16 protein-coding genes are annotated in these 19205 nt (G+C 70.7%); 10 read left to right on the top strand and 6 right to left on the bottom strand.

Going from position 1 to position 19205, the window contains the following annotated elements:
- Window positions 1-178 precede the first annotated feature (178 nt).
- Window positions 179-1798, top strand: coding sequence for a ribonuclease Y (gene rny / locus BJ992_RS22665; RefSeq protein ID WP_246496749.1), 1620 nt, complete (start codon window positions 179-181; stop codon window positions 1796-1798).
- A 90-nt stretch (window positions 1799-1888) separates the two neighbouring features.
- Here the strand turns inward: rny and BJ992_RS22660 are convergent, their stop codons facing one another.
- The 5 genes from BJ992_RS22660 to BJ992_RS22640 all read right to left on the bottom strand — a co-directional run bounded on the left by BJ992_RS22660 (window position 1889) and on the right by BJ992_RS22640 (window position 7278).
- Entirely contained in the window at window positions 1889-3766 is a 1878-nt protein-coding gene (locus BJ992_RS22660; protein ID WP_184984209.1) for a S9 family peptidase, read from the bottom strand.
- A gap of 141 nt (window positions 3767-3907) precedes the next feature.
- Entirely contained in the window at window positions 3908-4801 is an 894-nt protein-coding gene (locus tag BJ992_RS22655; protein ID WP_184984207.1) for an amino acid ABC transporter permease, read from the bottom strand.
- A complete protein-coding gene (locus BJ992_RS22650; RefSeq protein ID WP_184984205.1) occupies window positions 4798-5481 on the bottom strand; it encodes an amino acid ABC transporter permease in 684 nt (227 codons plus the stop codon). The genes BJ992_RS22655 and BJ992_RS22650 overlap by 4 nt, the downstream gene beginning before the upstream one ends.
- A 70-nt stretch (window positions 5482-5551) precedes the next feature.
- The gene (locus tag BJ992_RS22645; RefSeq protein WP_184984203.1) at window positions 5552-6409 is read right to left on the bottom strand and encodes a glutamate ABC transporter substrate-binding protein; all 858 of its coding nucleotides are present in this window, start codon (window positions 6407-6409) and stop codon (window positions 5552-5554) included.
- A gap of 113 nt (window positions 6410-6522) precedes the next feature.
- Entirely contained in the window at window positions 6523-7278 is a 756-nt protein-coding gene (locus BJ992_RS22640; protein ID WP_281390444.1) for an amino acid ABC transporter ATP-binding protein, read from the bottom strand.
- 170 nt (window positions 7279-7448) lie between these two features.
- Between BJ992_RS22640 and miaB the strand changes: the two genes are divergently transcribed.
- Both miaB and BJ992_RS22630 read left to right on the top strand, forming a co-directional pair.
- A complete protein-coding gene (gene miaB / locus BJ992_RS22635; protein WP_184984201.1) occupies window positions 7449-8939 on the top strand; it encodes a tRNA (N6-isopentenyl adenosine(37)-C2)-methylthiotransferase MiaB in 1491 nt (496 codons plus the stop codon).
- Between the two features lie 1353 nt (window positions 8940-10292).
- Window positions 10293-11408, top strand: a complete 1116-nt coding sequence (locus BJ992_RS22630; RefSeq protein WP_184984199.1) for a CAP domain-containing protein — start codon at window positions 10293-10295, stop codon at window positions 11406-11408.
- Window positions 11409-11762: 354 nt separating this feature from the next.
- On the opposite strand, the gene BJ992_RS33920 is transcribed toward BJ992_RS22630, so the two are convergent.
- Complete coding sequence (locus BJ992_RS33920) at window positions 11763-11891, bottom strand: hypothetical protein (protein ID WP_281390443.1); 129 nt, start codon at window positions 11889-11891, stop codon at window positions 11763-11765.
- Window positions 11892-12171: 280 nt separating this feature from the next.
- Here BJ992_RS33920 and BJ992_RS22625 point away from each other — a divergent pair, with 280 nt between their 5' ends.
- From BJ992_RS22625 to BJ992_RS22595, 7 genes are all read left to right on the top strand, one after another.
- Window positions 12172-12753: a class III extradiol ring-cleavage dioxygenase family protein gene (locus BJ992_RS22625; RefSeq protein WP_343072808.1), complete on the top strand. Its 582-nt coding sequence runs from the start codon at window positions 12172-12174 to the stop codon at window positions 12751-12753.
- A 174-nt stretch (window positions 12754-12927) separates the two neighbouring features.
- Window positions 12928-13455 (top strand): methylated-DNA--[protein]-cysteine S-methyltransferase, encoded by a 528-nt coding sequence (locus tag BJ992_RS22620; protein WP_184984195.1) that lies wholly within the window; start codon window positions 12928-12930, stop codon window positions 13453-13455.
- Window positions 13455-14360 (top strand): tRNA (adenosine(37)-N6)-dimethylallyltransferase MiaA, encoded by a 906-nt coding sequence (gene miaA, locus BJ992_RS22615; RefSeq protein WP_184988731.1) that lies wholly within the window; start codon window positions 13455-13457, stop codon window positions 14358-14360. The genes BJ992_RS22620 and miaA overlap by 1 nt, the downstream gene beginning before the upstream one ends.
- 11 nt (window positions 14361-14371) lie before the next feature.
- Window positions 14372-15220 carry a diaminopimelate epimerase gene (gene dapF, locus BJ992_RS22610; protein ID WP_184984193.1) on the top strand — a complete coding sequence of 283 codons (849 nt, stop codon included), beginning with the start codon at window positions 14372-14374 and terminating at the stop codon, window positions 15218-15220.
- 232 nt (window positions 15221-15452) lie between these two features.
- The gene (locus BJ992_RS22605; RefSeq protein WP_184984191.1) at window positions 15453-17741 is read left to right on the top strand and encodes a tetratricopeptide repeat protein; all 2289 of its coding nucleotides are present in this window, start codon (window positions 15453-15455) and stop codon (window positions 17739-17741) included.
- 162 nt (window positions 17742-17903) lie between these two features.
- Window positions 17904-18266: a cupin domain-containing protein gene (locus BJ992_RS22600; RefSeq protein WP_184984189.1), complete on the top strand. Its 363-nt coding sequence runs from the start codon at window positions 17904-17906 to the stop codon at window positions 18264-18266.
- Window positions 18267-18424: 158 nt separating this feature from the next.
- The gene (locus BJ992_RS22595; protein WP_343072807.1) at window positions 18425-19192 is read left to right on the top strand and encodes an HNH endonuclease family protein; all 768 of its coding nucleotides are present in this window, start codon (window positions 18425-18427) and stop codon (window positions 19190-19192) included.
- Window positions 19193-19205: the final 13 nt, after the last annotated feature.

Here is a 19205-nt window from a genome sequence, read left to right as displayed (position 1 = left end):
GCGGATTGCGATAACGGTTGACGTCGGACGATCTAGACCGATCACAACCAGTGGCCGGGTACTTCGGTGCCAGGACACTGGTCCATATTTGTCTGACCAGAATCGCCCGGCCGGGTCGTTCCGTCTGTGGGTGTGACCCTCGTGTGCTTGGTCGCGACGCGAGGAGGGGTGCACCCGCATGACGTCGACAATCGTGATCATGCTGGCGGTAGCCGTTGTCCTGCTGGCAGTCATCGCGATCGTCGCGTTGGTCGTGCTGATACGCCGGACCAGTGGTGACCGCGCGGCCCGGCACGATCCCCGTCCGGAACAGCTCGCCGAGGTGCAGGCCGAGCTGGAGCAGGCACGCCTCGAAGGCAGCCAGATCCGCGTCAAGGCCGAGAGCGACGCCGGTGAGGTGCTCCGCCGGGCCGAGGCCGCCGCCGAAGGCGCGCTGCGGATGCGCAAGGACGTCGAGGAGGAGACCCGCGTCCTGAAGAACGAGCTCAAGGAGCTCAGGTCCGACCTGGAACGCCGCGAGCACCGCCTGGCCGAGCGCGAGGAGCGCCTGGACGAGGAGGCCCGACGTCTCGCCGAGCGTGGCCGCGCGGTGACGGAGACCGAGGCCGAACTGGCCGGCCGCAGCCAGGCCCTCGACGAGATCGAGCACAAGCAGCGCGAGGTACTGGAAAGGGTCGCGGGGCTGACCGCCGACCAGGCCAAGGCCGAGCTGGTCATGACCATCGAGAACCAGGCCAAACGCGAGGCCGCTCTGCTGGTCCGCGAGATCGAGAGCGAGGCACGCAAGGAGGGGGAGAAGCGCGCCTGCAAGATCGTGACGCTAGCGGTGCAGCGGGTCGCCACCGAGCAGACCGCCGAGTCGGTGGTCAGCGTCCTCCATCTGCCCGGCGACGAGATGAAGGGCCGCATCATCGGCCGGGAAGGCCGCAACATCAGGGCCTTCGAGTCCACCACCGGCGTCAACCTGATCATCGACGACACCCCGGAAGCCGTGCTGCTGTCGTGTTTCGATCCGGTGCGCCGGGAGACCGCGCGCCTGACGCTGGAGAAGCTGGTGCTGGACGGCCGCATCCACCCCCAGCGCATCGAGGAGGCGTACGAGCGCAGCAAGGACGAGGTCAAGCACCTGTGCGTGCGGGCCGGCGAGGACGCGCTCGTCGAGCTCGGCATCACCGAGATGCACCCCGAACTCGTGACCCTGCTCGGCCAGCTCCGCTACCGCACCTCCTACGGTCAGAACGTGCTCAAGCACCTCATCGAGTCGGCGCACATCGCCGGCATCATGGCCAGCGAGCTGCGTCTGGACCCCATGCTGCTCAAGCGCTGCACGGTGCTGCACGACATCGGCAAGGCCCTCACCCACGAGGTCGAAGGCAGCCATGCGCTGATCGGCGCCGAGATCGCACGCAGGTACGGCGAGCACGAGGACGTGGTGCACGCCATCGAGGCCCACCACAACGAGGTGGAGGTCCGCACCGTCGAGGCCGTCCTCACCCAGGCCGCCGACGCCATCAGCGGCAGCCGCCCCGGCGCGCGCCGCGAGTCCCTGGAGGCGTACGTCAAACGGCTGGAGCGCCTTGAGGAGATCGCCCAGTCGTACGACGGCGTCGAGAAGGTCTTCGCGATGCAGGCCGGCCGGGAGATCAGGGTGATGGTGCGGCCGGACTCCATCGACGACATCCAGGCCCAGGTGATAGCCCGGGACGTCGCCAAGCAGGTGGAGGAGGAGCTGACCTACCCCGGCCAGATCCGCATCACGGTCGTCCGCGAGTCCCGCGCCACCGAGTTCGCCCGCTGACCCCCGAGCCGGCGGCCGCCGGACCCCTGGACCTTCGGACCACCGGACCCCGGGCCGGCGATCCACCGGCAGCCGGTGCACGGTGGCGCCTCAGGAGCGGAAGATTTGCTGGTAGAACGCCAGCTCCGCCGCCAGGACCGCGCTGCGGGTCTCGGCGCGGCGGAACTCGTGGCCCTCGCCGTCGAACGACAGGTACGCGCACGGCACCCCCCGCTCGGTGAGCGCCGACACGACGGCCTCGGCCTGCGCGGCCGGCACCACTGGATCGTTCCTGCCGTGCATCAGCAACATGGGGCACCGGAGACCGGCGAGGCGGGACATGGGCTCCCGGGAGGCGTACAGCAGAGGATCGGGTGGCCCGACCAGCCACTCGACGTACCGCGACTCGAAGTCGTGGGTCGACCCGGTGAACGCCTTGAGTGCCCCGGCCCCCGAGACCGACACACCTCCCCGGAAGACACCGGACGCGCAGCACGCCGCCATCGCCGTCCAGCCCCCCGCGCCTCGGCCCCGGATCGCGACCCGCTCGGGGTCGGCCAGCCCTTCGGTGACCAGCCACTCGGCGGCGGCCACGACGTCCTCGACGTCACCGGCCCCCCACCGGCCGCGCAGCCGGTCGCGGTAGGCCCGGCCGTACCCGGTGGAGCCGCCGTAGTTCACGTCGAGCACACCGATGCCGCGGCTGGTCAGGAACGCCTTGTGCGGGTCGAGCGCACCGATCGCACGCGCCGCGGGCCCGCCGTGCGCGAACACGACGTACGGCGCGGGACCACCGGTGGCCGGCACCGCCGGGTTGGCCGGGGGGTACACGATGGCGTGCACGACTCGGCCGTCCGGTCCGGTGATCTCCACCGGACGCGGCACCGGCATGTAGGCGGCCGGCGCGCCGACCGGCTCGCGGCGCAGGGTCTCCACCCGCCCCGTCGTGACGTCGACCCGCACGACCGACCGGGGCAGCGCGGGCCCGTACGCCACGCCGCACACCGTGGCGCCGTCGGCGGCGAGGCACGGCAGCCACCCGTCGAACGGGGTGGCGAGGTCGGTGAGCGTGCCGGTGGCGGGGTCGAGCACCCCGAGGCGCAGCTCTCCCCGGCCGCGCAGCACCGCGAGCCTGCCGTCGCCGAGCACGGCGTACGGCGCGCCGCCGAGCTCGGCGGACGCCTCCCCGAACTCCTCGCCGGCCGGGTACAGCGCGCGTGACCCGCCGGTCAGCGTGATCTCTTCGAGGTTCCACCAGCCGGAGCGGTCGGTCACGAAGTAGAGCGTGCCGTCGTCCTTCCAGCGCGGCGCGAGCACCGACTCGTCCCTGCCGCCGCGCACACACACCGGGTCGCCGCCGGAGAGCCGCACGACCCGCAGCTCCGTGCCGGTCCACGGCATCGACGGGTGGTCCCAGCAGACGTACGCCAGGTGCGTGCCGCCGGGGGAGACGACGGGGGAGGCGAAGAAGTCGTGGCCACCCACCCGGTGCCGCACCTCGCCGCCGTCCAGCGGGACGGACACGATGGAGCGGGTGACCTTGCCGTCCCCTGTGTGCCGCTCCTGGACGCACCAGATCTCGCCGTCGCGCACCACGGGGTCGGCGTAGCGCAGCCCGCACTCGACCTCGGGCTCGGGGGTGAGGGGCCTCGGATCGCCGCCGCCGTCCGGCAGCAGGTAGAGCCGCTGGTCGGCGTGGTTGGCGAACACCAGCCCAGCGCCGGGGGCCACGACATGGGACCGGCCGCCGTACTCGTGGACACGGGTGCGGACGTCCCACGGCGCCGGCAGCAGCTCGCGGCGGGTGCCGTCGGCGGCGACGTGGACGACGGTGCGCCGGCCGCCTTCGGCGGGACGGTCCTCCTCCCACCAGGTCAGCGCGCCGGCGACCGACGGATGACCGGGCCGCGTGGCGGCCCGCACCACGTCGGCGGTCGAGATCGGTGAGGGCCAGGCACCGGGTCGCCCTGGGGCGGGCTTGGGGGGCATAGCGGAATCCTGCCGGAAAACGCCGCGGCGCGTGCCCGTATCGGCACGGCTACCGGATCCGGCCACCGGTGCGGCACCGGACGGCCGGAGTGGTACGGCGGGAGCGACGGCATCGGAAAAGGGGTCCTTGGCAGGCGGGGCCTACTCCATGCCGGACCCCGGTGTGGCGCCGCCGACGCCGGCCGCCGCCGGCGCCGCCACCGGGCCCGCCGGAGTGCGGCGGCTGCGGCGGCTGCGGCGCTCCAGGCGGATCGCGACGTAGCCGAGCACCAGGTTGATCGCGATGTACACCAGCGAGATCACGATCGCGCTCGGGATGAGGTTGCCGAAGTTGGCCGGGATCTGCTTCAGGCCGAAGTTCAGCAGTTCCTCGTACGCGATGACCCAGCCGAGCGCGGTGTCCTTCAGCAGCACCACCATCTGGCTGACGATCGCCGGCATCATCGCGGTGGTGGCCTGCGGCAGCAGGATGAGCCGCATCACGCCGCCCTTGCGCAGCCCGATGGCGTACCCGGCCTCCGACTGGCCGCGCGGCACGGCGAGGATGCCGGCCCGGAACACCTCGGCGAGCACCGACCCGTTGTACAGGGTCAGGCCGATCACCACGGCCGCGAACGCCGGCACGTTGACGGTGTATCCGCTGGCCGTGGCCGGGAAGAACTGCACGAAGAAGATCAGCAGCAGCAGCGGGATGGCGCGGAAGAACTCCACCACCCAGCCCGACGGCACCCGGATCCAGGCGTGGTCCGACAGCCGGCCGAGCCCGAAGACCATGCCGAAGATCAGCGCGAGCACCGCCGACAGCGCGGCGGCCTGCACGGTCGCCAGCAGCCCCGGGATGATCTGGTTGGCCCAGACGTCCCCCCGCAGGAACGGCTCCCACAGCTTGCCCGCGAACTGTCCCTTGTCGGCCAGCCCGCGCACCACGATGTAACCGATGCCGAGGATCACCACGGCCGACACCAGCGTCAGCACGTTGTTACGCAGCCGCGCGCGGGGTCCCGGCACGTCGTACAGCACGCTCGACGTGCTCATCGGCTCACCGCCAGTCGCTTGGCCAGCCACCCGAACAGGTAGCCGGTGGGCAGGGTCAGGACCATGTATCCGAAGGCGAAGCCGATGAAGATCGGCAGGGTGCCGCCGTAGTCGTCGAACATCTGCCGCATCACCGAGGCCGCCTCGATGTACCCGGCCACGATCACGATGGTGGTGTTCTTGGTCAGCGCGATCAGGAGGCTGCCGAGCGGCGCGATGACCGACCGGAACGCCTGCGGCAGCACCACGAGCCGCAGGGACTGCGTGAAGGTCAGCCCGATGGCCCGCGCCGCCTCCGCCTGTCCGGCCGGGACGGTGTTGATGCCGGCCCGCAGCGACTCGCACACGAACGCCGCGGTGTAGGCGGACAGGCCGAGCGTGGCCCACCAGTAGTAGTTGGTCGACGAGTCACTCGACAACGTGTACTGGAGGGTGTCGCTCAGCCCGAGCACGCACAGCAGCAGCACCAGCGTCAGGGGGGTGTTGCGCAGCACGTTGACGTAGATCGTGCCGGCGGCGCGCAGCACCGGTGTCGGCGACACCCGCATCGCCACCAGGATCGTGCCGAGGATGAGCGACAGCAGCCCGCTCATCAACGTCAGGCGGATCGTGGCCCAGAATCCCACCAGGATCGTGCCGAACTGCTCGGCGAGGGGGCTGAAGTCGAAAAACGCGTCCATCAGGCTCCACTGGTCACACCGGGGACGGGAGCGCCGGTGAGGCAGGCCTCACCGGCGCTCTGGCACTGGATCAGGCGCAGCCTTCCGGCGCCGGCGCGCTGGTGGCCGTGAACTCGAGGCCGGTACCGCTGAAGTGCTTCTCGAACAGCGTCTTCAGCGTGCCGTCCTCGTACATCTTGGTGATCGCCTTGTTGACGGCCTCACAGGTCTCCTTGTCGCCCTTCTTCAGGCCGACGCCGTACTTCTCGTCGGTGAACGGCGCGCCGGCGACCTTCAGCCCGCTGCCCTCACGCTTGGCGTACCCGGCGAGGATCATGTCGTCGGTCGTCACCGCGTCGATGGCGTTGCCCTTGAGCTTGGTGATGCACTCGTCGTAGCCGCCGGCCGGGACGAGCTCCACGTCGACCTTCTTGTTCTCCTTGTTGGTGCCCTCGGCGATGTTCTTCCAGGAGTTGGAGCCGGTCACCTGGCAGATGCGCTTGCCCTTGAGCGTGTCGAGCGAGGTGATCGACGCGTCGTCCGCGCGGATCAGGGTGTCCTGGTGCGCGATGTAGAACGGCCCGGCGAAGGTCACCTTGGGCTTGCGCGCCTCGGTGATGGAGTAGGTCGCGACGATCAGGTCGACCTGGCCCTGCTGGAGGAACGTCTCGCGGTTGGCCGACCGCGCCTCCTTCCAGGTGATGCCGCTCTCGGGGACGCCGAGCTCCTTGGCGATGTACTTGGCGACGTCCACGTCGAAGCCCTCGACGGTGCCGTCCGGTTTCTTCAGGCCCATGCCGGGCTGGTCGTACTTGACGCCGATGACGAGCTTCTTGTCGTCCTTGGCCTTCTGCAGAGCGGTGGTGGGGCCACCGCCGCCACAGGCGGTCAGGCTTCCCGCCAGTGCCGCCGCGGACACCAGGACGGCCCCGATCTGTCGTGTACGCATGTACGTCTCCCTCGGCTTTCTCTCTGACGAACGGTCGGTTCCTGTTCCCGCGGACGGGGACGGCGCGCCGGGCCTCGTCACGTGCGAGGCCGTGCGTGTCGTCGTGGCATTGCTCAGTGGGTGAGGATCTTGGAGAGGAAGTCTTTGGCGCGGTCGGTGCGAGCGTTGGTGAAGAACTCCTCAGGGGTGTTCTCCTCGACGATCTGGCCTTCCGACATGAAGACCACGCGGTTGGCGGCGCGGCGCGCGAACCCCATCTCGTGGGTGACGACGACCATCGTCATGCCTTCGCGCGCGAGGCCGATCATGACGTCCAGCACCTCCTGGACCATCTCGGGGTCCAGCGCGGAGGTGGGCTCGTCGAAGAGGATCATCTTCGGCCCCATGGCGAGCGCGCGCGCGATGGCCGTGCGCTGCTGCTGGCCGCCGGAGAGCTGCGCGGGGTACTTGCCGGCCTGGCTGGCGATGCCGACGCGCTCCAGCAGTTCCATGCCTTTCTTGTCGGCCTCGGCGCGGGACATGCCGCGCACCTTGACGGGGCCGAGGGTGACGTTCTCCAGGATGGTCTTGTGCGAGAACAGGTTGAACGACTGGAACACCATGCCGACGTCGGAACGCAGGCGCGCGAGGGCCTTGCCCTCGGCCGGCAGCGGCTTGCCGTCGAAGGTGATGGTGCCGGAGTCGATGGTCTCCAGGCGGTTGATCGCGCGGCACAGCGTCGACTTGCCGCCCCCCGACGGCCCGATGATCACCACGACCTCGCCCCGGGACACGGTGAGATTGATGTCCTTGAGCACGTGCAGCGAGCCGAAGTACTTGTCGACGTTCTCCACTCTGACCAGAGGTGCCGCATCCCCGTTGTCCGTCATGCTGGACAACGTAAGTGGTCAAGGCCGCCCGTCACTAACCGCGCGGTACCGATCGCATCACGGCATTGTCACAGGGCCGGACGAGTGGTGCGGAGCGTACGAGGAAAACCGGGTGAGGCGGGTCACGAGGCGTCGCGCGGGTCACGGAGCGCCTACGCTTGTACATCGAGATGACTGTCACCGAGGAGCGCTCCCGCACGTACGAGGTCCGCACGTACGGGTGCCAGATGAACGTACACGACTCAGAGCGGCTGTCAGGCCTGCTGGAGGACGCCGGATACGTCAAGGCGGCCTCAGGCGAGACCGCCGACGTCGTCGTGTTCAACACCTGTGCCGTCCGTGAGAACGCCGACAACAGGTTGTACGGCAACCTCGGCCACCTGCGGCCGGCCAAGGTCACCAATCCCGGCATGCAGATCGCCGTCGGGGGCTGCCTCGCGCAGAAGGACCAAGGCGAGATCGTCCGGCGGGCCCCGTGGGTCGACGTGGTCTTCGGCACGCACAACATCGGGTCGCTCCCGGTGCTGCTCGAACGCGCCAGGGTCGCGCGCGAGGCGCAGGTCGAGATCAAGGAGTCGCTCGACGTCTTCCCGAGCACCCTGCCGACCAGGCGCGAGTCGCCGTACGCCGCGTGGGTCGCCATCTCGGTCGGCTGCAACAACACCTGCACCTTCTGCATCGTGCCCGCGCTGCGCGGCAAGGAGAGGGACCGCAGGCCCGGCGACGTCCTCGCCGAGGTCCGTTCCCTGGTCGACCTCGGGGTCCTTGAGATCACGCTGCTCGGCCAGAACGTCAACACCTACGGCGTGGAGTTCGGCGACCGGCTGGCCTTCGGCAAGCTGCTGCGTGCCTGTGGGGACGTCGAGGGTCTTGAGCGTGTGCGGTTCACCTCCCCGCATCCGGCGGCGTTCACCGACGACGTCATCGAGGCGATGGCCGCCACCCCCAACGTCATGCACCAGTTGCACATGCCGCTGCAGTCCGGTTCCGACCGCGTGCTGAAGGCCATGCGCCGGTCGTACCGCGCCGAGCGCTACCTCGACATCATCGAGCGGGTGCGCGCCGCCATGCCGGACGCCGCCATCTCCACCGACATCATCGTGGGCTTCCCCGGCGAGACCGAGGAGGACTTCCAGCAGACCCTGGAGGTCGTGCGCCGGTCCCGTTTCGCCAACGCCTTCACCTTCCAGTACTCCATCAGGCCCGGCACCCCCGCCGCCACCATGGACGACCAGGTGCCGAAGGAAGTCGTCCAGGAGCGTTACGAGCGACTGGTGGCCCTCCAGGAAGAGATCTCCTGGGAGGAGAACCGCACCCAGATCGGCCGCACCCTCGAGGTCCTCGTCGCCGAAGGCGAGGGCCGCAAGGACGGCGCCACCCAGCGCATGTCGGGCCGTGCCCCCGACAACCGCCTCGTGCACTTCGTCCCCACCCCCGCCGACGGCTCATGGACGACCCCACGACCAGGCGACATGGTCACCGTCAAGGTCACCTACGCCGCCCCCCACCACCTGGTGGCGGACGGCCCCGCCCTGGCCGTCCGCCGCACCCGAGCGGGAGACGCCTGGGAGTCCGCCGACAGCGCGTCCTGCGGCGTCCCGTCCACCCCCGGCAAATCGGGAGCGGTGTCCCTCGGCATGCCGGCCCTGCGCCGCTCCTAGACCTGTCCGCCTGAGCATCACCGTCCGAGGCACCGAACTGGGAACAGCCGCGCCGGTGCCTCCGGTACACCGACTGTCGCTGGGACACTGGTGTCGCTGGTACGCCGACTGTCGTCGGGACACTGGTGTCGTCGGGACACTGGTGCCGTCGGGATACCGGTGCCGCGATGAGTGCGGTCGCCTTCACCACGGCCATGAGCAGGTAGGTCTTACTCGGCGCCGCGGCGGCGGGACGTGGTGCGGCGAATCCGGCGCCGTCGTACGCACGTCAACCGGTGGAACTAGAGGGATGGGTCACCCTCCGTTCCGTGTCCCCGCCTCCAGTCGCCGGTGCGCCTTCCGGCTCGGGCGGCTGTGTTCCCCCGGCGCTTCGCCCCTTGATCGAAACCCCACCTCGGCTGCTGTGGCCTTGGCCCACCCATCGGAGTCGCCCCACTCCAACTCCGCCACCCACCCGAACCCCCACCACGTCCCGACCGCGCACAGCGTGCCGTGGCTGACGGGTTCGCGGCTGGGTCACCGTGTATGTCCCGTCCCAGGTACCGCGTGCGGTGGCCGACGGGTTCGAGGCTGGGTGACGTGCCTGATGCCCGTGTATGTCCCGTCCCGGGTACCGCGTGCGGTGGCCGACGGGTTCGGGGCTGGGTGACGTGCCTGATGCCCGTGTATGTCCCGTCCCGGGTACCGCGTGCGGTGGCCGACGGGTTCGGGGCTGGGTGACGTGCCTGATTCCCGTGTATGTCCCGTCCCGGGTACCGCGTGCGGTGGCCGACGGGTTCGGGGCTGGGTGACGTGCCTGATTCCCGTGTATGTCCCGTCCCGGGTACCGCGTGCGGTGGCCGACGGGTTCGGGGCTGGGTCACGTGCCTGATGCCCGTGTATGTCCTGTCCCGGGTATCGCATGTCGTGGCCGATGAGATCGAGGCTCGGTCACGCACCCGAACCCCACCACGTCCCGTCCGCGCGCAGCGCGCCGCGATGAGGATCTGTCAGCGAGTCGAAATTTACCGGTGTGGCCGGACCCCGCATCAGGCTGTGGTGGTACTCGGCCTCTACGGTCTGGGTTGATCGACGTGCCGGTGTCGCTGCGCCGACAGAAAGATCGTCGTCTCCCAATCTTCCGCTAGATACAGCATTTCGGACACTTGGTGCGAGTCTCTCGGTAGGCTCGCTCTGGTCGTGTTGGTGGTGGGGGTCCCGGGGTTGTTGGACCGTTGTGAAATCGGTCCAACAGATGACAAGTCGTGATTCCTCCGTGATTGAGGTGCGATAACGCGACGTTTGGGGCTAGTGTGACGTGCACTCGCGGAAGCCGGAGCGCTTTCTTCCCGATATGCCGCAGGAGTCAACTACATGGATCGGCACGACCCCACGTCGCCGGGCCGCAACGACGAGTCCCACTCGTTCTCCCCGCCCCCCTCCTTCCCCACGGAGTACCTGTCGTCCGAGCAGCGGCCGTCACGAGCCGAGCGCTCGGCGGCCGCGCGCACCTCGGGCCGCCGCCGCACCCTCGTGATCAGTGCGGCCGCGGCGGTGGTAGCCGCCGCCGTCACCGCCGGAGGTGTCATCGCCCTCACGGGTGACTCCGGCACCGCGGCCCCCGTGTCCGGCAAGCAGGTGGCCGGACAAGGCGAAGCCGGCCCCGCGGAGAACGCCGAACCCGTGGGCCCGGAGGCCGACCCCGGGGACGCCTCCTTGGAGGACGCCCCTGGTGACGCCGCCCCCGGCAGCGCGGGTTCCGGCGGCGCCGGTTCCGGTGGCTCAGGTGGCGGCGCGCAGGACGCTCAGCCGGACGCGCCGGTTCGCGACGGCGAGAGCGCCGCCAAGAACAAGCCCAAGGACGACGCGGCGGCCCCGCGGTCCGGCGGCTCAGGCGTCGGCCCCGACGGATCGGCCGGCTACGTCGAGCCGCTGCCGCAGCAGCCCAACGCGTTCAAGGGCATCGGCAGGTTCGAGTTCCCCGGTCCGAAGTCCACACCCTCGGCCACCCCCAAGCCGAAGCCCTCCGCGAGCGCCACACCGAAGCCGCGCAGGACCCCCACCCCGACGAGCAAGCCCTCGACCCCCTCCGGCGGCGGCTCCAAGCTCGTCACCGCCGAGGACGAAGTGGCCCGCCTGACCAACGCGGCCCGCGCCGAACAGGGCTGCGGCCCGCTGCGCATCGACGAGAAGCTCCGCGCCGCCGCGCGCGGCCACTCCGACGACATGGCCGCCAAGGGCTACTTCGACCACACCTCCGCCGACGGCCGTTCCCCCTGGGACCGCATCAAGGCCGCCGGCTACAAGAGCTCGATGTTCGCCGAGAACATCGCACGCGGCCAGGCCACCCCCGAGGCCGTCGTCAAGGCCTGGCTCAACAGCCCCGGCCACCGCGCCAACATCATGAACTGCAAACTCAAGGCCATAGGCGTCGGCGTCCACTTCGGCTCCGGCGGCCCCTGGTGGACCCAGGACTTCGGCGGCGACTGACCCACCCCCATCCTGCAACGGGCCGGGACCTCCACCGTGAGGGCCCGGCCCGCTTGCCGCCGGGAGTTCCAGACAGCCTGGTACGCGGGCTGGTAGTACCGATGCCGCTTATCGGTCGGCCGAGCGGCACCGCACGCTCGGAGTGGTGTGGCGTCCGGCCGGAGAGCTGGGAGTCGCGGGATCGGATCGAGCGTCCCACCGACGACCTGGGGTAAGGGCCGTGCCAGGCGCTCGGCTCGAGCGCCTGGCCGAGCTGACCGGTACCGGAAGCGGGGATCCTGCCTGCGGTCGACACCCTCGGTATCAGCAGGATCACCACACCATCGCGGTGACCTCTCTTGTTCCACCGGCTCACTACGCTCGGAGCGGCGGTTCCAGCCGGCCGACATCCAGAAGAGGTGGCCGCGGCCGGCCCAGGTCGGTGGCGGTGGTGTAGTCGGCTAGTTGCATGGCGATCCAGCCGAGCCAGGTGAGTTTCTGCACTGCATGTTCCGAGTGGCTCTGCACTGCGCGCTCCGGGCCACACCGCGTGCTCCTGGCTGTGGTTCTTGGACGGCGCCGGTACGGCGGGAAGTGGTGCGGTGAGATCGGCGCCGGGTTACGGTGGTCAGCCGGTCGGCCGGGTCGGTGTGAGGACGGGGCAGGGAGTGGTTAGCCTGATCTTGTGCTTGTCGCCGCTGCTGTGTGTCCGCATCCTCCGTTGATTGTTCCCGAGTTGGCGGGGGGTGCGGCGGGGGAGTTGGACGGGTTGCGGGAGAGTTGTGTGGCGGCGATCCGGGGCCTGCGGGACGCGGACGAGGTGGTGGTCGTGGGGGGTGGCGCGGCCGGTGCGGTGTATCCCGCCGATGCCGCGGGGACGCTGGCTCCCTGGGGGGTGGACGTCCGGGTGGGGGAGGGGACGGCGGTGCTTCCGCTGTCGCTCACCGTCGGCCGGTGGTTGCTGGACCGGGCCGGGGTGGGGAGGCCGGACGAGTACCGGGCCGTGGCGGTGGACGCCGGGCCTGAGGAATGTCTCGCCATCGGCGCGGAGCTGGCGGAGCGCGCCTCACGGGTCGCGCTGCTCGTCATGGCCGACGGTTCGGCCGCGCTCACCGTCAAGGCTCCGGGGTACCTCCAGCCCGGCGCCGAGGATTACGACCGGGCTCTGGTACGAGCCCTCGCCGCGGCGGACGTGACGGCGCTGGGTGCGCTGGATCCCGCAGAGGCCGACGAGCTCTGGGTGGGGGGCCGCGCGGCGCTCCAGGTACTCGCCGGAGCGGGGAGGAAAGACACGTTCCAGGCGGAGGTGCTGTACGACGAGGCGCCGTACGGTGTCGGCTACCACGTGGTCTCCTGGCACCGCTGAGAACGCGACTCTCCAGTCGCGTTCCGCGTGGCGCCGAGGAGGCGATCCCTGGATAAGGGCCCCGGGTCGCGCGGAGAGCATGGCGGCTCGTGCCGTTCGAGCGACACCGTCGGGAGATGTCACCGGCCGCCGCTACCGTGAGAGATGACATCGGTGGGTCGGGAAGGCGGAAGCATGACGGGGGTCGCGTTCGGCACGGTGGAGACGCCGCTCGGGGACTTCCTCGTGGCGGTCACCGGCGACGGGGTGGCCGCGACCGCGTTTCACGACGGTGACGCTGTGCGGCGGGCCATCGTGGCGCGGCTCAGGCTTCCCGAGACGGCCGACGCGACGCCGGCGAGGCAGGCCAGGGACGAGCTGGCCGGGTACTTCGCCGGTGAGAGACGTGTGTTCGACGTTCCGATCGACTGGCGCCTGATGTCCCCTCTGCAGCGCAAGGTCCTCGGCACGCTCACCGCCACCGTCGGGTACGGCCAGGTCACCACGTACGGCGCGCTGGCGGAGAGCAGCGCGGCGGGCGTCCCGGCGAGGGCCATCGGCTCGGTGATGGGGAGCAACCCCATCCCGGTGATCGTCCCGTGCCACCGCGTCGTCGCGGGCAACGGGCTCGGGGGGTTCAGCGGCGGCGAAGGCGTCGAGGACAAGCGCTGGCTGCTCACCCTGGAGGGCTACCTCCAGCCGACACTCGACTGGGCCCTGTGATGGACGCGCCGGCGGTCGTGGCCGTGGTCGGCCCCACCGCGGCCGGTAAGTCCGACCTGGCCGTGGAGCTGGCCCTGCGGCTCGGCGGTGAGGCGATCAACGCCGACTCGATGCAGCTCTACCGCGGCATGGACGTCGGCACCGCCAAGCTCACCACGGCCGAGCGCCGCGGCGTCCCCCATCACCTGCTCGACATCTGGGACGTCACCCGGGCCGCCAGCGTCGCCGAGTACCAGCGTCTCGCCAGGCCCCTCATCGACGGCATGCGCGCGCGAGGCACCGTCCCGATCCTGGTCGGCGGTTCCGGCCTGTACGTCAGGGCCGCGCTCGACGACCTGGAGTTCCCCGGCACCGACCCCGAGGTCCGTGCGCGCTTGGAGGCCGAGCTCGAAACCCTCGGGCCGGCGGCCCTGCACCAGCGGCTGAAGGAGCTCGACCCGGTCGCGGCCGAGGCGGTGCTGCCGAGCAACGGCCGCCGTGTCGTGCGCGCGCTCGAGGTCATCGAGCTGTCCGGCCGGCCGTTCTCCGCGACCATGCCGTCCTACGACGCGGTCTATCCGTCCGTGCAGATCGGCCTCCAGGTCCCGCGGCCGGAGCTCGATGAGCGCATCGCGCTGCGTGTGCGCCGCATGTGGGACGCCGGCCTCGTCGGCGAGGTGCGTGCTCTGGCCGGCCGGGGCCTCGCGGACGGCCGTACGGCGGGACGGGCCCTCGGTTACGCGCAGGTGCTGCGGTTCCTCGCGGGGGAGTGGACCGAGGAGCAGGCCGTCGAGGAGACCGTCAGGGCCACACGGCGGTTCGCGCGCCGTCAGGAGTCGTGGTTCCGCCGCGACCCGCGGGTGCGCTGGCTGCCGTACGACGCTCCTGACCTCGTCCGGCAGGCGATCGAGGCGGTGCGGGCGTAGGATGTTGTGACATGCGTTTCGTCAAGGGGCACGGCACAGAGAACGACTTCGTCATCCTGCCCGATCCAGATGGTGTGCTCGAACTGTCCGCCACCTCGATCGCGGCCCTGTGCGACCGGCGCTCCGGCATCGGCGCCGACGGCGTGCTGCGTGTGGTGCCGGTGAAGCTGAGCGCCGAGGCGAGCGAGATCATCGCGAGGGCCCGCCGCGAGGCCGGTTACACCGGTGACGCCGAGTGGTTCATGGACTACCGCAACGCCGACGGCGGCATGGCCGAGATGTGCGGCAACGGCCTGCGTGTCTTCGCGCGCTATCTCGCCGAGGCGGGTCTCGCCGACCCGGCCGGGTTCGACGTGGTGACCCGCGCCGGTGTGCGGCCGGTCAGCATCGCGCCGGACGGCATGGTGACCGTCGACATGGGGCCCCCACTCGTCAAGGGTGAGAGCTGGACGACGGTGGCCGGCACGCACTACACCGGCCTGGTCGTCGACATGGGGAACCCGCACCTGGCGTGCCTCACCGGCGAGCCGGTGGCCCGTCTCGACCTCGGCGCACATCCCGGTTTCGACCCCGCGGTGTTCCCCACCGGCGTCAACGTCGAGATCGTCAACCCCGTGGGTGAGCGCCGTGTCGTCATGCGGGTCCACGAGCGCGGCTCGGGGGAGACCCGGTCCTGCGGCACCGGCGCCGTGGCCTCGGCCGTCGCCGCCGCGCACGCCGCCGGCGAGACCACAGGCACCTGGACGGTGGAGGTGCTCGGCGGCCTGCTCACCGTCACCCTCACCCCGCAGACCAGCCTGCTGACCGGCCCGGCCGTCCTCGTGGCCTCCGGTGACCACCCCGCCACGACCCTGATCTGACCCCGCACGCGGGCCACGAGGTGTCGTGTCCGGCCACCTCCTGCGGCCCGCCGTCGATCTGACCCGCGCGGGGAAAGCGGCGCGGCCGGTGGCCGGCCACCGTTGTTCTGGCGACGGCGGGGAAAAACTTCCGTGACTTCTCGTGCTCGCCGGCCACATACGGTCCTCGGTATCCCCAGGGCACCGCTCGCATGTTTGGGGCAGGCCCTGTGAACTGGCAGACTGGCCTGCCATGGACGTTGACATCTGGGCATGGGTGGCGGACACCCAGCGGCAACTGCACGAAGCCGGTAACACCGGTCTTGCCATCGCGCTGGGTGACCTGCCCGCGCAGGTCTTCGAGGGCCGTTATGCCCAGCTTGACGTGATGGCCCCCGCGGTGGCCCAGCAGGCCCAGGAGCTGAACCAGCCGTGGCTGGAGTTCTTCGCGCGTTACTGGCATCTGCTGAGCCGGGTCGGCGACCGCCATCAGGGTGCGGTGGCCCTCGGCGACGCCGAGGCGCTGGCCGAGTTCTCCCGCAGGGCGGACGTCAAGGAGTGCCCCTCCACGCCGGCCGCCGTCGAGGCGGTGGCCCTCACCCAGGCCAACACCGACGGCCCGGGGTACGCCGCCGAGCGGCTGGCGGCTCTCGGCGCCGTGCTGGACGGCGTGGCCCACGACTCCGCGGCGTTCTGCGGTCTCGCCGCGCAGTACGTCTCGGCGCTTCTGGACGCGGGTGAGCACGAGCAGGCCGTCACCTACCACCAGTCCGCGGTGACCGGCCGCCGGGCCGCGGACGCGCAGGTGAGCTGGGAGCTCGCCGCCATGGGGGTGCGCGCGCTGCTCGCGGCGGGCCGCACCGAGGAGGCCCGCACCGAGCTCGACGCCGCCAAGGACTTCCCGGCCGACGACCCGGTGTCCAAGCCGCACCGTGAGGGTGTGCTGCGCGCGCTGGTGCTCGCCACCGCGGGCCGCCACGCCGCCGCGCTGGAGGCGCTGCCCGATCTCGACGTCATCGGCGAGCACCCCCGCGACTGGGTGGAGTGGGCCCGTGCGGTGCGCCTGCTCGACCAGGTCATCGCCAACACCTGGCAGCTCGGCCGGGTGCTGCGCCAGTGGATGGGTTACTACGAGAGCATGGGTGTGCACCGCGGCCGGGTCGAGCTGGCGCTGATCGCCGGCCACCTCGCGGTGGCGCGCAAGGGCATCTGGCAGGCGCGCGCTCTGGCCGATCTGGCCGAGGCCTGGACGGCCGACCTGCGGGTCGCCGACGGTGTGGCCGAGCGGGTGGCCGAGTTGCGGGCCGCCGCCGACGCCGCCACGCCGTTGCCCGCTCCCGGCCCGCAGGACGAGCTGGTGGCCTACTTCGACGCGGCCGACGGCCACAACGCCGACCCTGAGCGGTGGGTCGGCTGGCTGGCCCCGCTGTCGGGGACCGATCTGGAGGCCACGCGCCGCCACACCACGACCATCGCCTTCCTCGGGTACGCGCCGATCGGCGCCGACCTGCTGTGGAAGCAGATCGTCGACTCCGCCGACCCGGCGCAGGCCGAGCCCGACGACGTCGGCTACCTCACCGGGGTGCTGATCGAGGCCGGTCAGGACGAGCGGGTGGAGCGGTTCGCGGCCATGCTGCCGGAGCCGTCCCGCCATCTCGCTCTGGCGCGGCTGCACCGCGCGCGCGAGCGCTGGGAGCAGGTGCGCGAGGAGGCCGCCGCGTCGGTGGCGGCCGGGGCCGAGGGTGGGGTGGCGCTTGAGGCGCAGCGCCTGCTCGCGGGAGCGGCGCAGCAGCTCGGCGACAACGCCGAAGGCGCGGCACTGCTCCACAAGATCGTCGAGTCCGGTGCCTCCGAGGAGGAGGACGTGTGGCGCATGATCGTCATGGCCACCGCCGCCGAGGACTGGGCCCTGGTGCGCGCCGGCGCGGCCAAGCTCGGCATGGACGTCGACGGCACCGAGGGCCCGATCGAGGAGGAGTGGCACCTCGTGCGGGTCGTGCTTCCCGTCTCCGACGGCAGCCGCCGCGAGGTGCTGTCGGTGCGCACCGGCCCCGCGACCGCGCGGCTGCTCATCCCGCAGCCCCGCGGCATGGACTACAACGCCGGTGACATCGTCGTCATCGACCCCCGGCCGCTGGAGCCGGTACCCGAGGACCCTCAGCAGCAGGAGAGCTTCGTCATCCCGTTCGCCGCCGTCTCCATGCTCCGGCCCGGCGGCTACACGAGCTGGTTCTTCGACGGCGCGGCCCCCGGCGAGGACGACTGGACCGAGTTCAACGAGCTGATGGCCGAGCGCGGCTGGCCCATGTGGGTCTACAGCGAGGACAACTACACCGTCACCCATCCCACCTCCGGTGAGAGCCTTCAGGGTGTGTACGGCTGGATCGCCGTTCCCCCCGGCGTGGAGCCCGCTCAGCTCGACGCCGTGCTCGACGACGCCACCGAGCGCTGGTCCCACCCGCTGGCCTGGCTGGACCTCGCTCGCGCGGCGGGCATCGAGGCCGAGCGTCATGAGCGCATCATCAAGGAGTACGGTCTCTGACCTTTCCTGGCCGGCCCGTCCGTCCGGACGGGCCGGGGGCCCGCCACGTATCCACCGTCGTGGCGGGCTGGGTTACTTCGTGCTCTTGTGGGATTCTCGGGTTGTTAATCCGGTTGTGGGAGAGTAAGCGGTCTCTATCTCGCGGGTCAGTGGAGGGCTGTAGTGCTGGAGATCGATCGGCTCGGCGCGGTGGTGCGTGACGAGCGTCCGTGGGGGAACTTCGAGCGGTTCACACACAACGAGACCTCGACCGTCAAGATCATCGAGGTGGCGGCGGGGCAGCGGCTCAGCCTGCAGCGTCACAAGCACCGGGACGAGCTGTGGGTCGCGCTCGATCCCGGCCTGGTCTTCGAGATCGACGGTGAGCGCGTCGAGCCGGTCGTCGGTCAGCGGGTGCTGATCCGTGCGGGGCAGACCCATCGCCTGTCCTCCTCGGGCCCTGCCGCGCGCATCCTGGAGGTCGCGTTCGGCCACTTCGACGAGGACGACATCGAGCGGCTCGACGACGCCTACGGCCGCGCCTGACGGACACCGCTGAGCGGACCCGCCGGAGGGTGACCGGCCACCGGCGGGTGGCGCCGCTTGCGAAGATCCTTTTGTTGACCACGCTGCGGCTAATTGGGGTACTTCGGGGTAATTGATATACGTATCTTTTACCTTTCGTGTACTCCTGGGGGTGGGCTGTGGGGCGGCGCTGGCTGCGAGGTTTCGTCGCGGGTGGGCTGGTTCTCGGGTTGATGGGATGCGCACCCCTTGACGCCGCGGGAGGCGGCGGCGGTGGAGGTGGCGGGGGAGCGGGTGACGGTGGCGGCGGGAAGGCCGCCGGGGTCAGCCCGCTGGACAATCCCGACGGCACCGAGCCGGGCCTCGGGGAGGTGCGGTCGAAGAAGGACCGCGCGGCGGCCGTCGACGTGATCCAGAAGGTGGACACCAAGGGACGCGGCGCCAAGACCGGCTACGACCGGGACGAGTTCGGGTACGCGTGGGCCGACAACGTGGACGAGGTGCCGTTCGGCCGCAACGGCTGTGACACGCGCAACGACGTGCTGGCCAGGGACGGCAAGGACCTGAAGTACCGGTCGGGGTCGAAGTGCGTCCTGGTGTCGATGTCGTTGTACGACCCCTACACCGGCACGACGATCGAGTGGCGCAAGGAGGACGCCGCCGAGGTGCAGATCGACCACGTGATGCCGTTGTCGTACGACTGGCAGATGGGTGCGTCCCGCTGGAGCAAGTCCAAGCGGATGCGGATCGCCAACGACCCGCTGAACCTCATGCCGGTGGACGGGTCGACCAACTCCTCCAAGGGGGACTCGGGGCCGGCGACGTGGCTGCCGCCGAACCGCTCGATCCGCTGCGCGTATGCCCTCCGTTTCGCGCAGGTGGCGCTGAAATATGAACTTCCGGTCACTCCTGCGGACAAGGAGACGATGCTCACCCAGTGCGCCTGACCCGTGCCATAAG

It is taken from the genome of Sphaerisporangium rubeum, from assembly GCF_014207705.1.
Taxonomy (GTDB): domain Bacteria; phylum Actinomycetota; class Actinomycetes; order Streptosporangiales; family Streptosporangiaceae; genus Sphaerisporangium; species Sphaerisporangium rubeum.
Note: the sequence above shows the minus strand (reverse complement) of the source record. Positions and strands in the feature narration are given on the sequence as shown.